Here is a 22,275-nt window from a genome sequence, read left to right as displayed (position 1 = left end):
TCGCGGGGCAAGCCCGCTCCTACAGGCTCCTGTAGGAGCGGCCTTGCCCCGCGATAAGGCCATCAAACGGTGTGCAGGTACCAGTTGTACTCGAGGTCGGAGATGGAGTGTTCGAACTCCTCCAGCTCGCTTTCCTTACAGGCGACGAAGATGTCGATGTACTTCGGATCGATGTACTTGTTGAGGATCTCGCTGTCGTCCAGCTCGCGCAGGGCATCGCGCAGGTTGTTCGGCAGGCTTTGCTCCACTTGCTCGTAGGCATTGCCTTCGATTGGGGTGCTTGGTTCGATCTTGTTGCTCAAACCATGGTGCACGCCCGCCAGTACGGCAGCCATCAGCAGGTACGGGTTGGCGTCGGCACCGGCAACGCGGTGTTCGATGCGCACGGCATCCGGCGAGCCGGTCGGGACACGCAGGGCTACCGTGCGGTTGTCCAGCCCCCAGCTCGGGGCATTGGGCACATAGAACTGGGCGCCAAAACGGCGGTACGAGTTGACGTTCGGGCAGAGGAACGCCATCGACGCCGGCAGGGTCTCGAGCACACCGCCGATCGCGTGACGCAGCGCGGCGTTCTGCTCGGGATCCTCGCTGGTGAAGATGTTCTTGCCATCTTTGTCCAGCACCGAGATATGGACGTGCAGACCATTACCCGCCTGGCCTGGGTACGGCTTGGCCATGAAGGTGGTGTCCATTTCATGGTCGTAGGCGATGTTCTTGATCAGGCGCTTGAGCAGTACCGCGTAGTCGCAGGCCTTCATCGGGTCGGCAACGTGGTGCAGGTTGACTTCGAACTGCGCCGGGGCGCTTTCCTTGACGATGGCGTCGGCAGGAATGCCCTGCTCCTTGGCGCCTTCGAGGATGTCCTGCAGGCAGTCGACGTACTCGTCGAGGTCGTCGATCAGGTAGACCTGGGTCGATTGCGGGCGTTTGCCGGAAATCGGCGAGCGTGGCGGCTGTGGACGGCCGTTCACATTCTCCTGGTCGATCAGGTAGAACTCCAGCTCGAACGCGGCGCAGATGGTCAGGCCCATCTCGTCGAACTTGCTCACGACCTGGCGCAGGACTTCCCGCGGGTCGGCAAAGAACGGCTCGCCTTCGAGTTCGTGCATGGTCATCAGCAGCTGCGCGGTCGGGCGCTTCTGCCAGGGTTCGTTGGACAGGGTGTCCGGGATTGGATAGCAGATGCGGTCGGCATCGCCGATGTCCAGGCCCAGGCCGGTGCTTTCGACCGTGGAGCCGTTGATATCCAATGCGAAGAGCGAGGCCGGCAGGTTGATGCCTTTCTCGTAAACCTTGTGGAGGCTGGTGCGCTCAATGCGCTTGCCACGCACCACACCATTCATATCTGCAATCAGAAGGTCAACGTAGAGAACCTCAGGATGTTCCTTAAGGAACGCGTTCGCTTCGTTAAGCTGAACGGCACGCGGGGGTACCGACATGATGCAACACCTTTGTTGTTAAAAATATCAATCAATGGGGGCTTGCAGGTCCAGTCAAACGGAAAGCCATGCTGAAGTCAAGCCAACCCCATGATGCCCTAAAATGGCCCTCAAGCGGCATTTTTGCTGCAATTGAGGGCGACGACAAGGACTGCTTTCGTACGGTAGCGGCGGTTTTGAGCGGGCCGTGTTCTATTTTTTACGGGGGTGTTGTGTAAAAAAATGAACAAGGCTAAGCTCGGTGGCAACCCATAACACCAATAATACCCGGGGTTACCATGTCACGACTGCCGACAAGCGGCATCAACGCCTGCCGTTCGCAGAACGGTTTGCACGCATTCCACGCGGGTGGCTATCGCACCGCGGCGGCGCTGTATGCCCCGGCTGAAATAATTGACGGCCAGGGCCACCTGCCCGTTGCCGACGCTCCCTTGAATATCCTCTGCCATCACTATAGCGGGCTCGCCAGCGTTGCGGGTAATGCCTGGGGTATCACCGCGCCTGGCTTTTGCTTTACCTCCGTGCGGGATACAGAATGTCTGGGACGGCCTATTGCGGCTGTCCTGACGACTGTCCAGACATTTGCCTCCTGAGGTATTTATGAGTACCAACCTCGACCAGCTCACCGATTGGTTGAAAGAGCACAAGATCACCGAAGTGGAGTGCCTGATCAGCGACCTCACCGGGATCACCCGCGGCAAGATTTCGCCGACCAACAAGTTCATCGCCGAAAAAGGCATGCGCTTGCCCGAGAGCGTGCTGCTGCAGACCGTTACCGGCGACTACGTCGATGACGACATCTATTACGAATTGCTCGACCCGGCCGACATCGACATGGTCTGCCGCCCCGACGAGAACGCGGTGTTTCTCGTGCCCTGGGCTATCGAGCCTACCGCCCAGGTGATCCACGACACCTACGACAAGCAGGGCAACCCGGTCGAGCTGTCGCCGCGCAACGTGCTCAAGAAAGTACTCAAGCTCTATGCCGACAAGGGCTGGCAGCCGATCGTGGCGCCGGAGATGGAGTTCTACCTGACCAAGCGCTGCGAGGACCCGGATTTCCCGCTGCAGCCGCCGATCGGCCGTTCCGGCCGCCCGGAAACCGGTCGCCAGTCGTTCTCCATCGAAGCGGCCAACGAATTCGACCCGCTGTTCGAGGACGTCTACGACTGGTGCGAACTGCAGAACCTGGACCTGGACACGCTGATCCACGAGGACGGCACCGCGCAGATGGAAATCAACTTCCGTCACGGCAACGCCCTGGCCCTGGCCGACCAGATCCTGGTGTTCAAGCGCACCATGCGTGAAGCGGCGCTCAAGCACAACGTGGCCGCCACCTTCATGGCCAAGCCCATGACCGGCGAGCCGGGCAGCGCCATGCACCTGCACCAGAGCATCATCGATGTGCACACCGGCAAGAACATCTTCTCCGACGAAGAGGGCCGCATGAGCGAGCTGTTCCTCCATCACGTCGGCGGCCTGCAGAAGTTCATCCCGGTGGTGTTGCCGCTGTTTGCGCCGAACGTCAACTCGTTCCGCCGTTTCCTGCCCGACACCTCGGCGCCGGTGAACGTCGAGTGGGGCGAAGAGAACCGCACCGTCGGCCTGCGTGTGCCGGATGCCGGCCCGCAGAACCGCCGGGTCGAGAACCGCCTGCCGGGCGCCGACGCCAACCCTTACCTGGCCATCGCCGCGAGCCTGCTGTGCGGCTACATCGGCATGGTCGAAGGCATCAAGCCAAGCGCGCCGGTGCAGGGCCGTGGTTACGAGCGCCGTAACCTGCGCCTGCCGCTGACCATCGAGGATGCACTCGAGCGCATGGAGAACTGCCAGGCGCTGGAGCCGTACCTGGGCAAGAAATTCATTACCGGCTACGTCGCCACCAAGCGCGCCGAGCATGAAAACTTCAAACGCGTAATCAGCTCCTGGGAACGTGAGTTCCTGCTGTTTGCGGTCTGACCAACCCGGAGCCGCAGGACCGCGGCCGTCAACAAACGGAGAAGCACATGAGCGTCAACAACCCGCAAACCCGTGAGTGGCAAGCCTTGAGCAGCGAGCATCACCTCGCGCCTTTCAGCGACTACAAGCAGCTGAAGGAAAAGGGGCCGCGGATCATCACCAAGGCCCAGGGCGTGCACTTGTGGGACAGCGAGGGCAACAAGATCCTCGACGGCATGGCGGGCCTGTGGTGCGTGGCGGTCGGCTATGGTCGTGAAGAGCTGGTGGAAAAGGCCGCCGCGCAAATGCGCGAGCTGCCGTACTACAACCTGTTCTTCCAGACCGCCCACCCGCCAGCGCTGGAGCTGGCCAAGGCGGTGACTGACGTGGCGCCTGAAGGCATGACCCATGTGTTCTTCACCGGTTCCGGCTCCGAAGGCAACGACACCAACCTGCGCATGGTCCGCCACTACTGGGCGCTCAAGGGCAAGCCGCAGAAGCAGGTGATCATCGGCCGCATCAACGGCTACCACGGCTCCACCGTGGCCGGTGCCGCCCTGGGCGGCATGAGCGGCATGCATGCGCAGGGCGGCACGCTGCCGGGCATCGTGCATATCCCGCAGCCGTACTGGTTCGGCGAAGGCGGTGACATGACCCCGGACGAGTTCGGCGTCTGGGCGGCCGAACAGCTGGAGAAGAAGATCCTCGAAGTCGGCGAAGACAACGTCGCCGCCTTTATCGCCGAGCCGATCCAGGGCGCCGGCGGGGTGATCATTCCGCCAGACACCTACTGGCCGAAGATCAAGGAGATCCTCGCCAAGTACGACATCCTGTTCATCGCCGACGAGGTGATCTGTGGCTTCGGTCGTACCGGTGAGTGGTTCGGCTCCGACTACTACGACCTCAAGCCCGACCTGATGACCATCGCCAAGGGCCTGACCTCCGGTTACATCCCCATGGGCGGTGTGATCGTGCGTGACGAAGTGGCCAAGGTTCTGAGCGAAGGCGGCGACTTCAACCACGGCTTCACCTACTCCGGTCACCCGGTGGCCGCCGCGGTGGGCCTGGAAAACCTGCGGATCCTGCGCGACGAGCAGATCATCGAGCGGGTCCAGGACGATACGGCACCGTATTTGCAGAAACGTCTGCGCGAGCTCAACGATCACCCGCTGGTGGGCGAGGTCCGTGGCCTGGGCATGCTCGGTGCCATCGAGCTGGTCAAGGACAAGGCAACCCGCGCGCGTTACGAAGGCAAGGGCGTGGGCATGATCTGCCGGCAGTTCTGCTTCGACAATGGCCTGATCATGCGCGCAGTGGGCGACACCATGATCATCGCGCCACCGCTGGTGATCAGCCGTGACGAGATCGACGAGCTGGTGGAAAAGGCACGCAAATGCCTGGACTTGACGCTTGAAGCGCTGAAATAGCCAAGTGCTAGGCTAGCGTAGTGGCATCAATGTGATCCAAGGCCGCTCTTTCCTTGAAAGAGCGCCTTGGAACTTGCCAGACTAGCGACTGTTTCAGTCGCCCAGTGCTTGCTTGCGCCGCAGAGAGCCGGCCGCTGAACAGATGGCTAAATAAAAAATTCTGGAGCATTACGCATGAAGAAAATGGGCAAGACGTTGTTGGCTGTGTCCCTGATGGGCGCCATGGCCAGTGCTGTTCAAGCGGATGACAAAGTGCTGCACGTCTACAACTGGTCCGATTACATCGCACCGGATACCGTTGCCAATTTCGAGAAGCAGACCGGTATCAAGGTCGTCTACGACGTTTTCGACAGCAACGAAACCCTGGAAGCCAAGCTGCTGGCGGGCAAGTCCGGCTACGACGTGGTCGTGCCGTCGAACAACTTCCTGGCCAAGCAGATCAAGGCCGGCGTCTACCAGGAACTGGACCGCTCCAAGCTGCCCAACTGGAAGAACCTCGACCCTGCACTGCTCAAGGCCGTCGGCGATGCCAGCGACCCGGGCAACAAGTTCGCCTTCCCGTACATGTGGGGCTCCATCGGCATCGGCTACAACCCGGAGAAGGTCAAGGCCGCGCTGGGCGTCGACAAGATCGACTCCTGGGATGCCGTGTTCAAGCCTGAGAACATCGAGAAGCTGAAAAGCTGCGGTGTAAGTTTCCTCGATGCACCGACCGAGATGCTCCCGGCCGCGCTGCACTACCTGGGCTTGCCGAGCGACAGCACCAAGAAGGAAGACCTGAAGAAGGCCGAGGAGCTGTTCCTGAAGATCCGTCCTTCGATCACCTACTTCCACTCCTCCAAGTACATCTCGGACCTGGCCAACGGCAACATCTGCGTGGCCGTGGGCTACTCGGGTGACCTGGAGCAGTCCAAGGCCCGTGCTCATGAAGCCGGCGACAAGGTCAAGCTGAGCTACACCATTCCGAAGGAAGGTGCCGGTACCTTCTACGACATGGTCGCCATTCCGAAAGACGCCGAGAACGTCGAGGCCGCCTACAAGTTCATGGACTTCCTGATGCAGCCGGAAGTGATGGCCGGCATCACCAATGCCGTGCGCTTCCCGAACGGCAACCTGGCCGCCACCCCGCTGGTGGACAAGGACATCACCAGCGATCCGGCCATCTACCCGTCCGATGAAGTGAAGGCCAAGCTGTACGCCATCAAGGCACCGGAGAAGACTGCCCAGCGCGAAATCACCCGCAGCTGGACCAAGATCAAGTCGGGCAAGTAAGCCGGTTTGAAGCCCTGGGCGGTGTAAATCACGCCCAGGGTGCTCCAAGAGTTAATTTTTTTTGCGACATGAGTGCATCGAAGGTAAGTTGCGCGCCGGTTTGCAAATACGGCAGGTAATTATGCCGTTTGCTACGGGCACTATTGTGAGGACTACCCACTTGTCTAATTCTGTATTTCGCAAGGCCCTGCTGGCTGGAGCGAGTATGACGCTGGCGGTCAGCGTCCAAGCGGCGCCCACGGTGCACATTTATAACTGGTCGGACTATATCGGTCAGACCACCCTTGCGGACTTTGAAAAAGCCACCGGCATCAAACCGGTACAGGATGTCTTCGACTCCAACGAAACCCTGGAAGGCAAGCTGCTGGCCGGTCGTAGCGGCTATGACGTGGTCGTGCCGTCCAACCATTTCCTCGGCAAGCAGATCAAGGCGGGCGCTTTCCAGAAGCTCGACAAGTCACTGCTGCCCAATTACGCGAACCTCGACCCGGCGTTGATGAAGCGCCTGGAGAAGAACGATCCGGGTAACCAGTACGCCGTGCCTTACCTGTGGGGCACCAACGGTATCGGCTACAACGTCGAGAAGGTCAAGGCAGTGCTGGGCACCGACACGATCGACTCCTGGTCTGTGCTGTTCGAGCCGGAAAACATCAAGAAGCTTTCGGCCTGCGGCGTCGCCTTCCTCGACTCGGCGGACGAAATGCTGCCGGCGGTGCTGGCCTACATGGGCCGCGATCCCAACAGCACCAACCCCAAGGACTACGAGGATGCCGAGCAGAAACTGCTGGCCGTGCGCCCGTACGTGACCTACTTCCATTCGTCCAAGTACATCTCCGACCTTGCCAACGGCGACATCTGTGTGGCCGCCGGTTTCTCCGGCGACATCTTCCAGGCCAGGAATCGGGCCCAGGAAGCCGGCAAGGGTGTGAGCGTGGCTTATGCGATTCCCAAAGAAGGGGCCAACCTCTGGTTCGACATGCTGGCGATTCCCAAGGATTCGACCCATGTCAAAGAGGCCCATGCCTTCATCAACTATTTGCTGAAGCCTGAGGTGATTGCCCAGGTCAGTGATTACGTCGGTTATGCCAACCCGAACCCCAAGGCTGGCGATCTGATGGACCAGAGCGTGCGAACCGACGCAGCGGTTTATCCACCGCAAGAAGTGCTGGACAAGTTGTACGTCAACTCTGAGTTACCGCCCAAAGTGCAACGTTTGATGACCCGCAGCTGGACCAAGGTCAAGTCGGGCAAGTAAATATCCAGGATCCGTCACGGCAGGGGCGGGTGCAAAAAATCTTGTTGGGAGTTCCACAAATGGCAGTTGCCTCCGGTGCCTATAAGAAAGCCCTCGAGGGCGATCAGCAACCTAAACAGGTGCTGGTCAAAATCGACCGGGTCACGAAGAAGTTCGACGAAACAGTCGCCGTGGACGATGTGTCCCTGGAGATCAAGAAGGGCGAGATCTTCGCCCTGCTCGGCGGCTCGGGTTCGGGCAAATCCACCTTGCTGCGCATGCTCGCCGGCTTCGAACGGCCCACCGAGGGGCGGATCTTCCTCGACGGCGTGGACATCACCGACATGCCGCCCTACGAGCGGCCGATCAACATGATGTTCCAGTCCTATGCGCTGTTCCCGCACATGACCGTGGCGCAGAACATCGCCTTCGGCCTGCAGCAGGACCGCATGCCCAAGGCCGAGATCGACGCGCGCGTCGGCGAGATGCTCAAGCTGGTGCACATGACCCAGTACGCCAAGCGCAAGCCGCATCAGCTCTCCGGCGGCCAACGCCAGCGTGTGGCCCTGGCCCGTTCCCTGGCCAAGCGTCCGAAGCTGCTGCTGCTCGATGAGCCGATGGGTGCATTGGACAAGAAACTGCGCTCGCAGATGCAACTGGAGCTGGTGGAGATCATCGAGCGGGTCGGCGTGACCTGCGTGATGGTGACCCACGACCAGGAAGAGGCCATGACCATGGCCCAGCGCATCGCCATCATGCACCTGGGCTGGATCGCCCAGATCGGCAGCCCGATCGACGTCTATGAGACCCCGACCAGCCGTCTGGTCTGCGAATTCATCGGCAACGTCAACCTGTTCGACGGTGAAGTGGTCGAAGACGCCGAAGGCCACGCGGTCATTGCCAGCAAGGAGCTGGAGCGCAAGATCTACGTCGGCCACGGGGTCACCACCTCGGTGGAAGACAAGCGCATCACCTACGCCCTGCGCCCTGAAAAGCTGCTGGTGACTACTACGGCACCGACCTGCGAGCACAACTGGTCGCGCGGCCAGGTCCACGACATCGCCTACCTGGGCGGCCACTCGGTGTTCTACGTCGAATTGCCTGGCGGCAAGATCGTCCAGTCGTTCGTCGCCAACGCCGAACGCCAGGGCGCCCGCCCGACCTGGGGTGACCAGGTCTACGTCTGGTGGGAAGACGACAGCGGCGTGGTACTGCGGTCATGAACATGCGCAAGCTCACGCGAGCCTTCAACCGGTTGAAACCCGAGGGGCGCCACATGGTGATCGGCGTGCCGTTCATCTGGCTGTTCCTGTTCTTCATGCTGCCGTTCTTCATCGTCCTGAAGATCAGCTTCGCTGAAGCGGACGTGGCCATTCCACCGTACACCGAGATCTACAGCTACGTTGAAGACAAGGTGCAACTGGTGCTCAACCTGGCCAACTATGGCCTGCTGACCGAGGACGAGCTGTACATCTCTGCCTACCTCGGTTCGTTGAAGATTGCCTTCTTCAGCACCTTGCTGTGCCTGCTGATCGGCTATCCGATGGCCTATGCCATCGCCAACGCCCGCAAGGAGACCCAGACCGTCTTGCTGCTGCTGATCATGATGCCGACCTGGACGGCGATCCTGATCCGCGTGTACGCCTGGATGGGCATCCTCAGCAACAACGGCCTGCTCAACGCCTTCCTGATGTGGCTGGGCCTGATCGACCAGCCGTTGCAGATCCTCAACACCAACCTGGCGGTCTACATCGGCGTGGTCTATTCCTACCTGCCGTTCATGATCCTGCCGCTCTACGCCAACCTGGTGAAGCACGACCCGAGCCTGCTGGAAGCCGCATCGGACCTGGGTTCGAGCACCTTCAACAGCTTCTGGAAGATCACCGTGCCGCTGTCGAAGAACGGCATCATCGCCGGCTGCATGCTGGTGTTCATTCCGGTGGTCGGTGAGTTCGTCATTCCTGAACTGCTCGGCGGTCCGGAAACCCTGATGATCGGTAAAGTGCTCTGGCAAGAGTTCTTCAACAACCGTGACTGGCCGGTGGCTTCGGCCCTGGCGGTGGTGATGCTGGCGATCCTGATCGTACCGATCCTGCTCTTCAACCGCAGTCAGGCCAAAGAGATGGAGGGCAGGGCATGAAGCGTTTCAGTTTCTCCAAGCTGATGTTGATCCTGGGCTTGTTGTTCATCTACCTGCCCATGCTGATCCTGGTGATCTACTCGTTCAACGCCTCCAAGCTGGTGACGGTGTGGGGCGGCTGGTCGGTGAAATGGTACGTCGGCCTGCTCGACAACAGCCAACTGATGGGCTCGGTGATGCGCTCGCTGGAGATCGCCTGCTACACCGCGATCGCCGCCGTGGCGCTGGGTACCCTGGCGGCCTTCGTGCTGACCCGGGTGACCCGCTTCAAGGGCCGCACCCTGTTCGGTGGCCTGGTCACCGCGCCGCTGGTGATGCCCGAGGTGATCACCGGTCTGTCGCTGTTGCTGCTGTTCGTGGCCATGGCGCAGATGATCGGCTGGCCGCAGGAGCGTGGCATCGTCACCATCTGGATCGCCCACACCACGTTCTGCGCGGCCTATGTGGCGGTGGTGGTGTCGGCACGCCTGCGTGAGCTGGACCTGTCCATCGAAGAGGCGGCCATGGACCTCGGTGCGCGGCCGTGGAAGGTGTTCTTCCTGATCACCATCCCGATGATCGCGCCGTCGCTGGCGGCGGGCGGCATGATGTCCTTCGCCCTGTCGCTGGACGACCTGGTACTGGCCAGCTTCGTGTCCGGTCCGGGTTCGACCACCTTGCCGATGGAAGTCTTCTCTGCCGTGCGTCTGGGCGTGAAGCCGGAAATCAACGCGGTGGCCAGCCTGATCCTGCTGTCGGTGTCGCTGGTGACCTTCATGGTCTGGTACTTCAGCCGCCAGGCCGAAGAGCGTCGTCGCCGGGCGATCCAGCAGGCCATCGAGGAAAGCGCGGCCGATTCCTGGAAGCAACCGGACGTGCGCAGCGCGCCGGCCGCCGTTTCGGCGTGATCTGAAAAGCATCGCGGGACAAGCCCGCTCCTACCTGTAGGAGCGGGCTTGTCCCGTGATCATTCCGGCCAATGCCAGGCCGGCTCGTCCAGCATCCCCTGACCCGCCACCCGGGTCTGTCCCAGCTGTTTCTCCAGCACGATCGAATTGCAGGTCGCATCCTGTTCCAGCGCGGCCACCAGCCGTCGTGCGTGCGATACCACCCACACCTGGCAATGCTCCGTCGCGCGGATGATCAGGCGTGCCAGTGCCGGCAGCAGGTCCGGGTGCAGGCTGGTCTCCGGTTCGTTGAGCACCATCATGGTCGGTGCCCTGGGGCTCAGCAGTGCCGCGACCAGCAGCAGGTAACGCAAGGTACCGTCCGACAACTCTGCTGCCGACAGCGGCCGCAGCAGGCCGTCCTGATGGAATTGCAGGTTGAACAGGCCGCCGGGCACGGCGTCGATGGTCAGGTGCGAGCCGGGAAAGGCGTCGCTGATGGTGTTCCACAGGGCCTGGGCATCGCCGATCTCGATGATGGTCTGCAGGGCAGCGGCAAGGTCGCGGCCGTCGTGGTGCAGCACCGGTGTGCGCGTGCCCAGTTGGGGCCGCCGTGCCGGTGCCTCGCGGTCGGTGCGAAAGTGATCGTAGAAGCGCCAGCCGCGGATGCGCTCGCGCAGGTGCAGCACCTCCGGCGATGAGCGCAGGTTGCCGACCTGGTCGTAGAGGCTGTCGAAATCCGGCGTGTGCTGGGCCAGGACGTCCCACTGCCGGCCTTCGCGGGCGCGGACCATGCCACCCTGGCGATCCACCAGCAGGCTGGCCGGGCGGTAGACAGGGCCTGCCCAGATGCACTCGCGCTTGATCTGCGGGTCGAGGGTGAACCGTGAGGCAATGGGCGCGGGCTTGCCCGGGAGCATGAAGTGGCCGCTGGACGCAGGCAGCCCCAGGCCGATGGCATAACCGAAGTCCTCGTCGGCAAAGCCCAGGCGCAGGCGCTTGGCCTCCTGGCGCGGGCCGCCCTCGACGGCGACCTCGCCACGGCTCATGCGCCGGCTGATGCGTTCCGGCCCGGCCCAGAAGGTCGACTCCAGTCCACCTTCGCCGGCCAGTGCGTTGATCACGCCACCCTGGGCGGTTTCAGCCAGCAGGCGCAGGGCCTTGTACAGGTTGGACTTGCCGCTGCCATTGGGCCCGGTGATGACGTTGAGGCGGCCCAGCGGCAGCACCAGGTGGTTGATCGAGCGGTAGTTGGCGACGGCCAGGGTGGTCAGCATCACGGCGTCCTTGCGTGGGCGGTGGTGCATCAGTATCGCCGATTGACCGGGCGCAAATGAATTGCGTTTGTCGCAAGCGCCGGCACAAACCCTGATCTACGCTAACACTCGCATCTCTGTATCGATCTGGCACATGCAAGGAGCCTGCATGACGGTGTTGCGTACTCTATTGGTCGTCAGCCTGGGTTCGGCATTCGTGCTAACCGGTTGTGGCGAGAAAAACACCGCTGAACTCGAGCTTCGCAGGGTGGGTGTGCAAAAGGTCCAGCCCAGTGACTTTGCGGCGTCCGTGACCCTCACTGGCGATGTCCAGGCGCGGGTGCAGGCGGATCAGTCGTTTCGCGTGGGTGGCAAGATCATTTCCCGCAGCGTCGACGTCGGCGATCACGTGAAAGCCAACCAGGTCCTGGCCCGGCTTGACCCCAAGGACCTGCAGGCCAGTGTCGATTCGGCCAAGGCCGAGGTGTTCGCCGAGCAGGCCCGGGTGACCGAGAGCAGTGTCGCCTTTGTCCGTCAGCAGAAACTGTTGCCCAAGGGTTATACCAGCCAGAGCGAGTACGACTCGGCCCAGGCCGCGCTGCGCAGTAGCCAGAGCGCCTTGAAGGCCGCCCAGGCACAACTGGCCAATGCCCGCGATCAGCTCGCCTACACCGCATTGGTGGCGGACGCCGCCGGGGTCATCACCGAGCGCCAGGCTGAAGTCGGGCAGGTGGTGCAGGCCACCGCGCCGATCTTCACCCTGGCCCATGATGGCGAGCGTGATGCGGTGTTCAATGTCTATGAATCCCTGCTGGTCGCGCCGCCCAGCAGTGAGACCATCATCGTCAGCCTGGTGGATAACCCGAAAATCCAGGCCCAGGGCCATGTGCGTGAAATCACCCCGACCGTCTCGGCCCAGAGCGGCACGGTGCAAGTCAAAGTGGCCTTGCGTGACGTGCCGCCGGGCATGGAGCTGGGGTCGGCCGTCAGTGCCACTGGTCATGCCCAGGGTAAGCCGAGTATCGAGTTGCCCTGGTCAGCGTTGACCAAGGCCCTGCATGAGCCGGCCGTGTGGGTGGTGGGCGAGGGCAACAAGGTCAGCTTGCAACCGGTCCAGGTCAGTCGCTACCTCACCGGCAAAGTCGTCATTGCTGACGGCCTCAAGGGCGGGGAAACCGTGGTGGTGGCGGGCGGGCAGTTGCTCACCCCGGGCATGCGGGTGGAAATCGCGCCGCTCAAGGACAGCGGGGTAGCCCAATGAGAGCCGTCACCCTTGGTCTGTGCAGCGCCCTGTTGCTGATGGGTTGTGAAAAAAAGCCTGAAGAGTCGGAGCCTATCCGCCCGGTACTGACGGTGATCGTCCAGCCGCAGGTACAAGCCGATCTCGGGCGGTTCGCCGGCACTATCCAGGCACGGTACGAGAGCACCCTGGGTTTTCGCGTGGGCGGGCGCATTGCCCGGCGCTGGGTCGATGTCGGTAGCGAGGTGAAGGCGGGCGATGTATTGGCCAGTCTCGATCCGGCCGACCAGCGCAACCAGCTGCGCGCGGCCCAGGGCGACCTGGCCAAGGTCCAGGCGCAATTTATCAATGCCCAGGCCGATGCCCGTCGCCAGCAACAGTTGTTCGATCGCGGCGTCGGCGCCCAGGCGCAACTGGATGAAGCGACGACCAACCTGAAAACCACCGGCGCTGCCCTGGAGCAGGCCCGGGCCGCCGTCAGCCAGGCGCGCGACCAGCTCGGCTACAGCGAACTGCGCACCGACCACGCGGCCGTAGTCACCAACTGGCAGGCCGAAGCGGGGCAGACCATCAATGCCGGCCAGCCGGTGGTCACCCTGGCCCGCCCGGATATCAAGGAGGCGGTGATCGATCTACCCACGTACCTTGCCGAACAGTTGTCCGCCGATTTGAAGTTCGAGGTGGCGTCGCAACTCGATCCAAGTATCAACACCACCGCCACCTTGCGCGAGCTTGAGCCCCAGGCCGACGCTGCCACGCGAACCCGCCGTGCGCGTCTGACGCTGGCCAATACCCCCGAATCCTTTTACCTGGGGACCGCCATCAGCGTCACGCTGACCTCGGCGGTGTCGCCGCGCAGCGAGCTGCCGGCTTCAGCCTTGATCGAAGGGGATGGCCAGCCCCGGGTGTGGGTGGTCGATCCAAAACAGAACACGGTGGCCATCCGCGAGGTGACGCTGCTCGAGCGCACAGCCTCCAGTGTGGTGTTGAGCGCTGGCGTCCAGGCCGGGGAGCGCGTGGTAACAGCCGGTGTGAACAGCCTGAAACCGGGCCAGAAGGTTATCGTCAATGAGGAAGTCCCACGATGAAAGGAAGCTTCAACCTGTCGGAGTGGGCGCTGAAGCACCAATCCTTCGTCTGGTACCTGATGTTCGTCGGCTTGCTGATGGGCGTGTTCTCCTACATGAACCTGGGGCGTGAGGAAGACCCGTCGTTCACCATCAAGACCATGGTCATCCAGACCCGCTGGCCGGGCGCGACCCAGGATGAAACCCTCAACCAGATCACCGACCGCATCGAGAAGAAGCTCGAGGAGCTGGACTCGCTCGACTATGTGAAGAGCTACACCCGGCCCGGAGAGTCGACGGTCTACGTCAACTTGCTGGACACCACGCCAGCCAAGGACATTCCCGAGATCTGGTACCAGGTGCGCAAGAAGATCGCGGACATTCGCGGCCAGTTTCCCCAGGGCATCCAGGGCCCGGGGTTCAACGACGAATTCGGTGACGTCTACGGCTCGATCTACGCCTTCACCGCCGACGGCCTGACCATGCGCCAGTTGCGCGACTACGTCGAGCAGGTGCGTGCCGAGATCCGCGAAGTGCCGGGCCTGGGCAAGGTCGAGATGATCGGCACCCAGGACGAAGTGCTGTACCTGAACTTCTCCACCCGCAAGCTGGCCTCGTTCGGCATCGATCAGCGACAGGTGTTGCAGGCCCTGCAAAGCCAGAACGCGGTCACCCCGGCCGGGGTGATCGAAGCCGGGCCCGAGCGTGTGTCGGTGCGCACGACGGGCCAGTTCGCCTCGGAGAAAGACCTGGAGACGGTCAACCTGCGCATCAACGACCGCTTCTTCCGCCTGGCGGATATTGCCGATATCGAACGCGGCTATGTCGATCCACCCTCGCCGCAGTTCCGCTACAACGGCCAGCCCGCCATCGGCCTGGGCATCGGCATGAAGGCCGGTGGCAACATCCAGGTGTTCGGTGCCGACCTGCACAAGATGATGGACCGGGTGATCAGCGAGCTGCCGGTGGGCGTCGGCGTGCATACCGTCTCCGACCAGGCGGTGGTGGTGGAAGAGGCCGTCGGTGGCTTCACCAGCGCCTTGTTCGAAGCCGTGATCATCGTGTTGGCGGTGAGTTTCGTCAGCCTGGGGATTCGCGCCGGGCTGGTGGTGGCCTGTTCGATTCCGCTGGTGCTGGCCGTGGTGTTCATCTTCATGGAGTACAGCGGCATCACCATGCAGCGGATCTCCCTGGGCGCCTTGATCATTGCCCTGGGGCTGTTGGTGGACGATGCGATGATCACCGTGGAGGTGATGGTGACGCGCCTGGAAATGGGCGAGACCAAGGAACAGGCGGCGACCTTCGCCTACACCTCGACCGCCTTCCCGATGCTCACCGGCACCCTGGTGACCGTGGCCGGCTTCATGCCGATCGGCCTGAATGCCAGCTCGGCGGGGGAATACACCTACACCCTGTTTGCAGTGATCGCCGCCGCCTTGCTGGTGTCCTGGGTGGTGGCGGTGATGTTTGCGCCGGTGCTGGGCGTGCACATCCTCAGTACCAAGGTCAAACCGCACAGTGAAGAAGCCGGCCCCGTCGGCAAGGTGTTCGAGCACAGCTTGTTGTGGTGCATACGCCACCGCTGGCTGACCATCATCGGCACCATTTTGCTGTTCGTGCTGGCGTTGTTCTGCATGCGCTTTGTGCAGAACCAGTTCTTCCCTTCTTCGGACCGTCCCGAGATCCTCGTCGATCTCAACCTGCCGCAGAACGCTTCGATCGAGGAAACCCGCAAGGCGGTGGACCGGCTGGAGGCCACGCTCAAGGGCGATCCGGACATCGTGCGCTGGAGCAGCTACATCGGCCAGGGCGCGATCCGCTTCTACCTGCCACTGGACCAGCAGTTGCAGAACCCGTACTACGCCCAGCTGGTGATCGTCAGCAAGGGGTTCAAGGAGCGTGAAGGACTGATCAAACGCTTGAAACAGCGTTTGCGCGAAGACTTCGTCGGTATCGGCACCAACGTGCAGTCGCTGGAAATGGGTCCGCCGGTGGGGCTGCCGATCCAGTACCGGATGATGGGCCCGGATATCGACCAGGTGCGCAAACATGCCATCGCCCTGGCGGCCCTGCTCGACAGCAATGACCACGTCGGCCAGATGATCTACGACTGGAACGAGCCGGGCAAAGTGTTGCGGGTCGAGATCGCCCAGGACAAGGCACGTCAGCTTGGCCTGTCGTCCGAGGACGTGGCCAACGTGATGAACAGCATCGTCAGCGGCACGCAGATCACCCAGGTGAACGACTACATCTACCTGATCAATGTGGTCGCCCGCGCCGAAGACAGTGAGCGCAGCTCGCCGCAGACCCTGCAGAACCTGCAGATCGTCACGCCCAACGGCACTTCGATCCCGCTGCTGGCCTTCGCCACCGTGCGCTATGAGCTGGAGCAGCCGCTGGTCTGGCGTCGTGACCGCAAGCCGACCATCACCATCAAGGCCGCCGTGCGGGGTGACATCCAGCCGACCGATCTGGTCCATGAGCTCGAACCGCAAATCAACGACTTCATCAGCAAGCTGCCGGTGGGTTACACCGTCGAAACCGGCGGTACCGTGGAAGCCAGCGGCAAGGCCCAGGGCCCGATCGCCAAGGTCATACCGCTGATGCTGTTCCTGATGGGCACCTTCCTGATGATCCAGCTGCACAGTGTGCAGAAGCTGTTCCTGGTGGCCAGCGTGGCACCACTGGGTCTGATCGGCGTGGTCCTGGCCCTGGTGCCGACAGGGACGCCCATGGGCTTCGTGGCAATCCTCGGGATCCTGGCGCTGATCGGCATCATCATCCGCAACTCGGTGATCCTGGTGACCCAGATCCACGAGTACGAGGAGCAAGGGTTGTCGCCTTGGGCGGCGGTGCTGGAAGCCACCAACCATCGCCGCCGGCCGATCCTGCTGACCGCGGCGGCGGCGAGCCTGGGGATGATCCCGATCGCCCGGGAAGTGTTCTGGGGGCCGATGGCCTACGCCATGATCGGCGGCATCATCATCGCCACCTTGCTGACCCTGTTGTTCCTGCCGGCGCTGTATGTGGCCTGGTACAAGATCAGGGAGGCTTGATGAGCCATCGCTGGGCAAGCCCGCTCCTACAGGGATCATGCAGGCCCTGTGGGAGCGGGCTTGCCCCGCGATGCTTTTCAACACCATAAAAAAACCGGCGCACCAGGCGCCGGTTTTTCATTTGCCGCGTCGACTCAGAGCCCGTCGAGCAGCGCCTTGTTACGCACAGCACCCTTGTCGGCACTGGTCGCCAGCAAGGCATAGGCCTTGAGCGCGGTGGTCACCTTGCGTGGGCGGGCTTCGACCGGCTTCCAGCCTTTCTTGTCCTGTTCCACACGGCGTGCCGCCAGCTCTTCGTCGCTGACCAAGAGGTTGATCGAACGGTTGGGGATGTCGATCAGCACCTTGTCGCCGTCCTGCACCAGGCCGATGGCGCCACCGGCGGCGGCTTCCGGCGAAGCGTGGCCGATAGACAGACCCGAGGTGCCGCCGGAGAAGCGACCGTCGGTGAGCAGGGCGCAGGCTTTGCCCAGGCCCTTGGACTTCAGGTAGGAGGTCGGGTAGAGCATCTCTTGCATGCCCGGGCCGCCTTTCGGACCTTCGTAGCGGATGATGACGATGTCACCTTCCTTCACTTCGTCGGCGAGGATGCCGCGCACCGCGCTGTCCTGGCTTTCGAAGATCTTGGCGTTGCCTTCGAACACATGGATCGACTCGTCGACGCCGGCGGTTTTCACCACGCAGCCGTCCAGGGCGATGTTGCCGTAGAGCACGGCCAGGCCGCCTTCTTGCGAGTAGGCGTGTTCGACACTGCGGATGCAGCCGTTTTCACGGTCGGCGTCCAGGGTGTCCCAACGGGTCGACTGGCTGAACGCGGTCTGGGTCGGGATGCCGGCCGGGCCTGCCTTGAAGAAGGTGTGCACGGCTTCGTCGTCGGTCTGGGTGATGTCCCACTTGGCGATGGCTTCTTCCAGGCTGCGGCTGTGCACGGTCGGCAGGCTGGTGTGCAGCAGGCCGCCACGGGCCAGCTCACCGAGGATGCTGATGATGCCACCGGCGCGGTGCACGTCTTCCATGTGGTACTTCTGGATGTTCGGCGCCACCTTGCACAGCTGCGGCACTTTGCGCGACAGGCGATCGATGTCGCGCAGGTCGAAGTCCACCTCGGCTTCCTGGGCCGCGGCCAGCAGGTGCAGGATGGTGTTGGTCGAGCCGCCCATGGCGATGTCCAGGGTCATGGCGTTCTCGAACGCCTGGAAGCTGGCGATGTTGCGCGGCAGTACCGACTGGTCGTTCTCGCCGTAGTAGCGCTTGCACAGCTCGACGATGGTGCGGCCGGCGGTGAGGAACAACTGCTCGCGATCGCTGTGGGTAGCCAGGGTCGAACCGTTGCCCGGCAGGGCCAGGCCCAGGGCTTCGGTCAGGCAGTTCATCGAGTTGGCGGTGAACATGCCGGAGCAGGAACCGCAGGTCGGGCAGGCGCTGCGCTCGTACTCGGCGACTTTCTCGTCGGAGGCGCTGGAGTCGGCGGCGATGACCATGGCGTCGACCAGGTCCAGGCCGTGGTTGGCCAGCTTGGTCTTGCCGGCTTCCATCGGGCCGCCGGAGACGAAGATCACCGGGATGTTCAGGCGCAGGGCGGCCATCAGCATGCCGGGGGTGATCTTGTCGCAGTTGGAGATGCAGACAATGGCGTCGGCGCAGTGGGCGTTGACCATGTACTCGACCGAGTCGGCGATGATCTCGCGGCTCGGCAGCGAATAGAGCATGCCGTCATGGCCCATGGCGATGCCGTCGTCGACCGCGATGGTGTTGAATTCCTTGGCCACGCCACCGGCGCGTTCGATCTCGCGGGCGACCAGCTGGCCCAGGTCCTTCAGGTGCACATGCCCCGGGACGAACTGGGTGAAGGAGTTGGCGATGGCGATGATCGGTTTCTTGAAGTCGTCGTCCTTCATCCCGGTGGCGCGCCACAGGGCTCGAGCGCCGGCCATGTTGCGGCCGTGGGTGGACGTTTTAGAGCGGTAATCAGGCATGAAGCACTCCTGGCGGCTAATCAGGTAACAAAAAGGGACGTGAGCTTCTCTTGTCCTTTGCACCGAAGGCAGGTGGCCGCTGGTACGGATGAAGCCGAGGACGCCGCGGGATCGCCGTGCGCTCGGCCAGAGCTCATAAACCCGCCGGGGATGACTGGCGATGAATAGCCCGATTCTACACCGCTGGAGCTTTGAGGGAATGGCGTTGTGGATAATTGGCTGGTGAGTAGGAGCGGCGGTGCGACGACTCGACTTGACCCGCGATTGCGTTACGTCAGGCAAATCGCAATCGCGGGGCAAGCCCGCTCCCACCGGGAGTGTTTAAAGCGGTCGATCAGCTGTTGGGCAGCAGGCGGCAGGTGATGCTCTTGATGTAGCGCGTCTCCGGGATCGCCGGGTGCACCGGGTGATCCGGGCCCTGGCCGCCGCGTTCGAGCAGCTGGATATTGCGGTCCAGGTGACGGGCGCTGGTCAGCAGGATGTTCTGCAGGTCGTCTTCGGGCAGGTGCATCGAGCACGAGGCGCTGACCAGGATGCCGTCCTTGCTCAGCAGGCGCATGGCCTGTTCGTTCAGGCGGCGGTAGGCGCCTTCGCCGTTCTTCAGGTCTTTCTTGCGCTTGATGAAGGCGGGCGGGTCGGCCACGATCACGTCGAAACGCTCTTCGGCGGCCTTGAGCTCGCGCAGGGCTTCGAACACGTCGCCTTCGATGCAGGTGACCTTCTCGGCAATGCCGTTGAGCCCGGCGTTACGCTCGACGCCGTCCAGGGCAAAGCCCGAGGCGTCGACGCAGAACACTTCGCTGGCACCGAAGGCGCCGGCCTGCACGCCCCAACCGCCGATGTAGCTGAACAGGTCGAGGACACGCTTGCCCTTGACGTAGGGGGCCAGGCGCGCGCGGTTCATGCGGTGGTCGTAGAACCAGCCGGTCTTCTGGCCTTCCATCACCGGCGCTTCGAACTTCACGCCGTTCTCTTCCAGGGCGACCCACTCCGGCACCAGGCCGAATACGGTTTCGACGTAGCGACCCAGGCCTTCGGCATCGCGGGCGGCCGAGTCGTTCTTGAACAGGATACCGGTCGGCTTGAGCACCTGGACCAGGGCGGCAATCACCTCGTCCTTGTGCGCTTCCATGGTCGCCGAGGCCAGCTGGACCACCAGGATGTCGCCGAAACGGTCGACTACCAGGCCTGGCAGCAGGTCGGAGTCGCCGTACACCAGGCGGTAGAACGGCTTGTCGAACAGGCGCTCGCGCAGCGACAGGGCGACGTTCAGGCGGTGCACCAGCAGCGACTTGTCCAGGGCCAGCTTGCTGTCGCGCGACAGCAGGCGGGCGCAGATCAGGTTGTTCGGGCTCATGGCGACGATGCCCAGGGCCTTGCCGCCTGCGGTCTCCAGTACCGCCTGGTTGCCGGCCTTGAAGCCATGCAGCGGGGTCGCGGCGACGTCGATTTCGTTGCTGTAGACCCACAGGTGGCCGGCGCGCAGGCGGCGGTCGGCATTGGCTTTGAGACGAAGGCTGGGCAGGGACATGACGTCGCTCCGGGAAAAAAGAGCGGGATTATAGCGCGTCGACCGGGCGCCCGGCTCGGTCGACGACAAATAGCCGGTTCCGCCCTCGGTGGTTGGATCCCAAACCGCTCAAGAGGTTAGAATCGCCCCTCAGTCCCGAGTGTGTACTTATGTCCCAGGAACTCTCCGCCGAACAGATCCAGCAAGCCTTGCAAGGCATCAGTGTGCCGCCGCAGCCGCAGATCATGGTTGATCTGCAGTTCGAGCAATACATGCCCGACCCTGACCTGGAGGTGATCGCCAAGCTGATTTCCCAGGACCCGGGGCTGTCCGGCGCCTTGCTCAAGCTGGTCAATTCGCCCTATTACGGGCTGAGCAACAAGATTGCCTCGATCCAGCGCGCGGTGAACCTGCTCGGCAGCCGTTCGATCATCAACCTGATCAACGCCCAGTCGATCAAGGGCGAGATGAGCGACGACACCATCGTCACCCTCAACCGTTTCTGGGATACCGCCCAGGACGTGGCCATGACCTGCCTGACCCTGGCCAAGCGCATCGGCTCCCAGGCGGTGGATGAAGCCTACGCCCTGGGGCTGTTCCACGATTGCGGCGTGCCCTTGATGCTCAAGCGCTTTCCCGACTACATGAGCGTGCTCGAGGATGCCTACGCCAGTGCCGGTGCCAACCAGCGGGTGGTGGACACCGAGAACCAGGTGTTCAACACCAACCACGCGGTGGTCGGCTACTACACCGCCAAGTCCTGGCGCCTGCCCGAGCACCTGAGCAGTGCCATCGCCAACCACCACAACGCCCTGGCGGTGTTCAGCGATGACTCGGCGCGCAACAGCCAGTTGAAGAACCTGCTGGCGATCCTGAAGATGGCCGAGCACATCTGCGCCTCCTACCGGGTGCTGGGCAACCAGGGCGTGGACCACGAATGGAATACCGTCGGGCACCTGGTGCTCGACTATGTCGGGCTTTCCGAGTACGACTTCGAGAACCTCAAACAGACCATTCGCGAGCTGGGCGGTCACTGATCCATGCCGGAACTCCCCGAAGTCGAAACCACCCGGCGCGGTATTGCGCCTTACCTGGAAGGCCAGCGGGTCAGCCGGGTGATCGTCCGTGACCGGCGCCTGCGCTGGCCTATCCCTGAAGACCTGGACATCCGCCTGTCCGGCCAGCGTTTCGTCTCGGTCGAGCGGCGGGCCAAGTACCTGCTGCTCAACGCCGAGGTCGGCACCCTGATCAGCCACCTGGGGATGTCCGGCAACCTGCGCCTGATCGAGATCGGCTTGCCGGCGGCCAAGCACGAGCATGTGGATATCGAGCTGGAGTCGGGCCTGGCCCTGCGCTACACCGACCCGCGCCGTTTCGGCGCGATGCTCTGGAGCCTGGACCCGCTCAACCATGAGCTGCTGATCAAGCTCGGCCCGGAGCCGCTGACCGACCTGTTCGACGGCGAGCGCCTGTTCCAGCTGTCGCGGGGCAAGTCCATGGCGGTCAAGCCGTTCATCATGGACAACGCGGTGGTGGTCGGGGTCGGCAACATCTATGCGACCGAAGCGCTGTTCGCCGCCGGCATCGACCCGCGCCGCGAAGCCGGGGGCATTTCCCGGGCGCGCTACCTGAAGCTGGCGATCGAGATCAAACGTATCCTGGCCTGCGCCATCGAGCGCGGCGGCACCACCTTGCGCGACTTCATCGGCGGCGATGGGCAGCCGGGCTACTTCCAGCAAGAACTGTTCGTGTACGGGCGGGGAGAAGAACCCTGCAAGGTTTGCGGCAGCATCCTGCGCGAGGTCAAGCTGGGCCAGCGCGCCAGCGTCTACTGCCCGCGCTGCCAGAAGTGAA

General features: G+C 62.8%; 16 protein-coding genes. 12 read left to right on the top strand and 4 right to left on the bottom strand.

Features of this window, described 5'->3' with window-relative positions; all coding sequences use genetic code 11:
• Positions 1 to 62 precede the first annotated feature (62 nt).
• Entirely contained in the window at positions 63 to 1,439 is a 1,377-nt protein-coding gene (locus tag M2D63_RS03240) for a glutamine synthetase family protein (RefSeq protein ID WP_285861352.1), read from the bottom strand.
• 600 nt (positions 1,440 to 2,039) lie between these two features.
• Here M2D63_RS03240 and M2D63_RS03235 point away from each other — a divergent pair.
• The 7 genes from M2D63_RS03235 (at position 2,040) to M2D63_RS03205 (ending at position 10,337) form a co-directional block, all read left to right on the top strand.
• Positions 2,040 to 3,398 carry a glutamine synthetase family protein gene (locus M2D63_RS03235; RefSeq protein WP_285861351.1) on the top strand — a complete coding sequence of 453 codons (1,359 nt, stop codon included), beginning with the start codon at positions 2,040 to 2,042 and terminating at the stop codon, positions 3,396 to 3,398.
• A 47-nt stretch (positions 3,399 to 3,445) separates the two neighbouring features.
• A complete protein-coding gene (locus tag M2D63_RS03230; protein ID WP_285861350.1) occupies positions 3,446 to 4,804 on the top strand; it encodes an aspartate aminotransferase family protein in 1,359 nt (452 codons plus the stop codon).
• Positions 4,805 to 4,978: 174 nt separating this feature from the next.
• Positions 4,979 to 6,076, top strand: coding sequence for a polyamine ABC transporter substrate-binding protein (locus M2D63_RS03225; protein WP_285861348.1), 1,098 nt, complete (start codon positions 4,979 to 4,981; stop codon positions 6,074 to 6,076).
• A gap of 160 nt (positions 6,077 to 6,236) precedes the next feature.
• Positions 6,237 to 7,331, top strand: a complete 1,095-nt coding sequence (locus M2D63_RS03220) for a polyamine ABC transporter substrate-binding protein (RefSeq protein WP_285861347.1) — start codon at positions 6,237 to 6,239, stop codon at positions 7,329 to 7,331.
• A gap of 59 nt (positions 7,332 to 7,390) precedes the next feature.
• Positions 7,391 to 8,533, top strand: coding sequence for an ABC transporter ATP-binding protein (locus tag M2D63_RS03215; RefSeq protein WP_285861346.1), 1,143 nt, complete (start codon positions 7,391 to 7,393; stop codon positions 8,531 to 8,533).
• Positions 8,530 to 9,450 carry an ABC transporter permease subunit gene (locus tag M2D63_RS03210; RefSeq protein ID WP_285861345.1) on the top strand — a complete coding sequence of 307 codons (921 nt, stop codon included), beginning with the start codon at positions 8,530 to 8,532 and terminating at the stop codon, positions 9,448 to 9,450. Before M2D63_RS03215 ends, M2D63_RS03210 begins: the two co-directional genes overlap by 4 nt.
• Positions 9,447 to 10,337: an ABC transporter permease subunit gene (locus tag M2D63_RS03205; protein WP_285861344.1), complete on the top strand. Its 891-nt coding sequence runs from the start codon at positions 9,447 to 9,449 to the stop codon at positions 10,335 to 10,337. Before M2D63_RS03210 ends, M2D63_RS03205 begins: the two co-directional genes overlap by 4 nt.
• A 59-nt stretch (positions 10,338 to 10,396) precedes the next feature.
• On the opposite strand, the gene M2D63_RS03200 is transcribed toward M2D63_RS03205, so the two are convergent.
• Positions 10,397 to 11,593, bottom strand: coding sequence for an AAA family ATPase (locus M2D63_RS03200; RefSeq protein ID WP_285861491.1), 1,197 nt, complete (start codon positions 11,591 to 11,593; stop codon positions 10,397 to 10,399).
• Positions 11,594 to 11,741: 148 nt separating this feature from the next.
• On the opposite strand from M2D63_RS03200, the gene M2D63_RS03195 reads away from it, so the two are divergent.
• From M2D63_RS03195 to M2D63_RS03185, 3 genes are read left to right on the top strand one after another with little or no spacing between them, the layout of a single operon-like run.
• Complete coding sequence (locus M2D63_RS03195) at positions 11,742 to 12,833, top strand: efflux RND transporter periplasmic adaptor subunit (protein WP_285861343.1); 1,092 nt, start codon at positions 11,742 to 11,744, stop codon at positions 12,831 to 12,833.
• Positions 12,830 to 13,900, top strand: a complete 1,071-nt coding sequence (locus M2D63_RS03190) for an efflux RND transporter periplasmic adaptor subunit (protein ID WP_285861342.1) — start codon at positions 12,830 to 12,832, stop codon at positions 13,898 to 13,900. The genes M2D63_RS03195 and M2D63_RS03190 overlap by 4 nt, the downstream gene beginning before the upstream one ends.
• A complete protein-coding gene (locus tag M2D63_RS03185) occupies positions 13,897 to 16,935 on the top strand; it encodes an efflux RND transporter permease subunit (protein ID WP_285861341.1) in 3,039 nt (1,012 codons plus the stop codon). Before M2D63_RS03190 ends, M2D63_RS03185 begins: the two co-directional genes overlap by 4 nt.
• A 134-nt stretch (positions 16,936 to 17,069) precedes the next feature.
• Here M2D63_RS03185 and ilvD read toward each other — a convergent pair whose 3' ends face one another.
• Both ilvD and M2D63_RS03175 read right to left on the bottom strand, forming a co-directional pair.
• Entirely contained in the window at positions 17,070 to 18,911 is a 1,842-nt protein-coding gene (gene ilvD, locus M2D63_RS03180) for a dihydroxy-acid dehydratase (protein WP_285861340.1), read from the bottom strand.
• Positions 18,912 to 19,245: 334 nt separating this feature from the next.
• Entirely contained in the window at positions 19,246 to 20,442 is a 1,197-nt protein-coding gene (locus M2D63_RS03175) for a class I SAM-dependent rRNA methyltransferase (RefSeq protein ID WP_285861339.1), read from the bottom strand.
• A 203-nt stretch (positions 20,443 to 20,645) separates the two neighbouring features.
• Between M2D63_RS03175 and M2D63_RS03170 the strand changes: the two genes are divergently transcribed.
• Both M2D63_RS03170 and mutM read left to right on the top strand, forming a co-directional pair.
• Positions 20,646 to 21,458 carry an HDOD domain-containing protein gene (locus tag M2D63_RS03170; RefSeq protein ID WP_285861490.1) on the top strand — a complete coding sequence of 271 codons (813 nt, stop codon included), beginning with the start codon at positions 20,646 to 20,648 and terminating at the stop codon, positions 21,456 to 21,458.
• Between the two features lie 3 nt (positions 21,459 to 21,461).
• On the top strand, positions 21,462 to 22,274 hold the full coding sequence (gene mutM, locus M2D63_RS03165; RefSeq protein WP_285861338.1) for a bifunctional DNA-formamidopyrimidine glycosylase/DNA-(apurinic or apyrimidinic site) lyase: 813 nt from the start codon (positions 21,462 to 21,464) through the stop codon (positions 22,272 to 22,274).
• Position 22,275 lies beyond the last annotated feature (1 nt).

It is taken from the genome of Pseudomonas sp. BJa5 (assembly GCF_030272875.2).
Lineage (GTDB): Bacteria > Pseudomonadota > Gammaproteobacteria > Pseudomonadales > Pseudomonadaceae > Aquipseudomonas.
The sequence above is the reverse complement of the archived record's forward strand: the minus strand, read 5'-3'. Positions and strand labels throughout refer to the sequence as shown.

What these genes read in the sequence shown, in the direction of transcription:
- M2D63_RS03240 (WP_285861352.1), bottom strand. Translation starts at nt 1,439, where the DNA reads ATGTCGGTACCCCCGCGTGCCGTTCAGCTTAACGAAGCGAACGCGTTC.
- M2D63_RS03215 (WP_285861346.1), top strand. Translation starts at nt 7,391, where the DNA reads ATGGCAGTTGCCTCCGGTGCCTATAAGAAAGCCCTCGAGGGCGATCAG.
- M2D63_RS03205 (WP_285861344.1), top strand. Translation starts at nt 9,447, where the DNA reads ATGAAGCGTTTCAGTTTCTCCAAGCTGATGTTGATCCTGGGCTTGTTG.
- ilvD (WP_285861340.1), bottom strand. Translation starts at nt 18,911, where the DNA reads ATGCCTGATTACCGCTCTAAAACGTCCACCCACGGCCGCAACATGGCC.
- M2D63_RS03225 (WP_285861348.1), top strand. Translation starts at nt 4,979, where the DNA reads ATGAAGAAAATGGGCAAGACGTTGTTGGCTGTGTCCCTGATGGGCGCC.
- mutM (WP_285861338.1), top strand. Translation starts at nt 21,462, where the DNA reads ATGCCGGAACTCCCCGAAGTCGAAACCACCCGGCGCGGTATTGCGCCT.
- M2D63_RS03175 (WP_285861339.1), bottom strand. Translation starts at nt 20,442, where the DNA reads ATGTCCCTGCCCAGCCTTCGTCTCAAAGCCAATGCCGACCGCCGCCTG.
- M2D63_RS03230 (WP_285861350.1), top strand. Translation starts at nt 3,446, where the DNA reads ATGAGCGTCAACAACCCGCAAACCCGTGAGTGGCAAGCCTTGAGCAGC.
- M2D63_RS03195 (WP_285861343.1), top strand. Translation starts at nt 11,742, where the DNA reads ATGACGGTGTTGCGTACTCTATTGGTCGTCAGCCTGGGTTCGGCATTC.
- M2D63_RS03185 (WP_285861341.1), top strand. Translation starts at nt 13,897, where the DNA reads ATGAAAGGAAGCTTCAACCTGTCGGAGTGGGCGCTGAAGCACCAATCC.
- M2D63_RS03210 (WP_285861345.1), top strand. Translation starts at nt 8,530, where the DNA reads ATGAACATGCGCAAGCTCACGCGAGCCTTCAACCGGTTGAAACCCGAG.
- M2D63_RS03200 (WP_285861491.1), bottom strand. Translation starts at nt 11,593, where the DNA reads ATGCTGACCACCCTGGCCGTCGCCAACTACCGCTCGATCAACCACCTG.
- M2D63_RS03235 (WP_285861351.1), top strand. Translation starts at nt 2,040, where the DNA reads ATGAGTACCAACCTCGACCAGCTCACCGATTGGTTGAAAGAGCACAAG.
- M2D63_RS03190 (WP_285861342.1), top strand. Translation starts at nt 12,830, where the DNA reads ATGAGAGCCGTCACCCTTGGTCTGTGCAGCGCCCTGTTGCTGATGGGT.